General features: G+C 70.3%; 1 protein-coding gene. It reads left to right on the top strand.

What is annotated here, in order from left to right; genetic code table 11:
• Positions 1–1,175 (top strand): acetyl-CoA C-acetyltransferase (locus DIE17_RS37005; RefSeq protein ID WP_148091661.1); only part of this gene is annotated, 1,175 nt, incomplete at both ends.

Here is a 1,175-nt window from a genome sequence, read left to right as displayed (position 1 = left end):
ATGACGGACGTAGTGATCGTATCGGCCGCGCGGACCGCGGTCGGCAAATTCGGCGGCTCGCTCGCGAAGATCGCGGCACCGGAGCTGGGTGCGACGGTGATTCGCGCGGTGCTGGAGCGTTCGGGCGTGAAGCCCGAGCAGGTGAGCGAAGTGATCATGGGCCAGGTGCTGACGGCGGGCTCGGGGCAGAACCCGGCGCGCCAGTCGCTGATCAAGGCCGGCCTGCCGAGCGCAGTGCCGGGGATGACGATCAACAAGGTGTGCGGCTCGGGCCTGAAGGCCGTGATGCTGGCGGCGAACGCGATCGTGGCGGGCGACGCGGAGATCGTGATCGCGGGCGGGCAGGAGAACATGAGCGCGGCGCCGCACGTGCTGCCGGGCTCGCGCGACGGGTTCCGGATGGGTGACGCGAAGCTGGTCGACACGATGATCGTCGACGGCCTGTGGGACGTGTACAACCAGTACCACATGGGCATCACGGCGGAGAACGTCGCGAAGGAATACGGGATCACGCGCGAGGAGCAGGACGCGTTCGCGGCGCTGTCGCAGAACAAGGCGGAAGCCGCGCAGAAGGCCGGGCGCTTCGACGACGAGATCGTGCCGGTGTCGATCCCGCAACGCAAGGGCGAGCCGCTGCAGTTCGCGACCGACGAGTTCGTGCGCCACGGCGTGACGGCGGAATCGCTGGCGGGGCTGAAGCCGGCGTTCTCGAAGGACGGCTCGGTAACGGCGGCGAACGCGTCGGGGCTGAACGACGGCGCGGCGGCGGTGCTGGTGATGTCGGCGCAGAAGGCGGCGGCGCTCGGCCTGACGCCGCTGGCGCGGATCAAGGCGTACGCGAACGCGGGGGTGGATCCGAGCGTGATGGGCATGGGGCCGGTGCCGGCATCGCGCCGTGCGCTGGAGCGCGCGGGCTGGACGCCGGGCGACCTGGACCTGATGGAAATCAACGAGGCATTCGCGGCGCAGGCGCTGGCGGTGCACAAGCAGATGGGCTGGGACACGTCGAAGGTGAACGTGAACGGCGGGGCGATCGCGATCGGCCACCCGATCGGCGCGTCGGGCTGCCGGATCCTGGTGACGCTGCTGCACGAAATGGCCAAGCGCGATGCGAAGCGCGGGCTGGCGTCGCTGTGCATCGGCGGCGGGATGGGCGTCGCGCTCGCGGTCGAGCG

The sequence above is a fragment of the Burkholderia sp. Bp9099 genome, assembly GCF_003857805.1.
Classification (GTDB): Bacteria; Pseudomonadota; Gammaproteobacteria; order Burkholderiales; family Burkholderiaceae; genus Burkholderia.
Note: the sequence above shows the minus strand (reverse complement) of the source record. Positions and strands in the feature narration are given on the sequence as shown.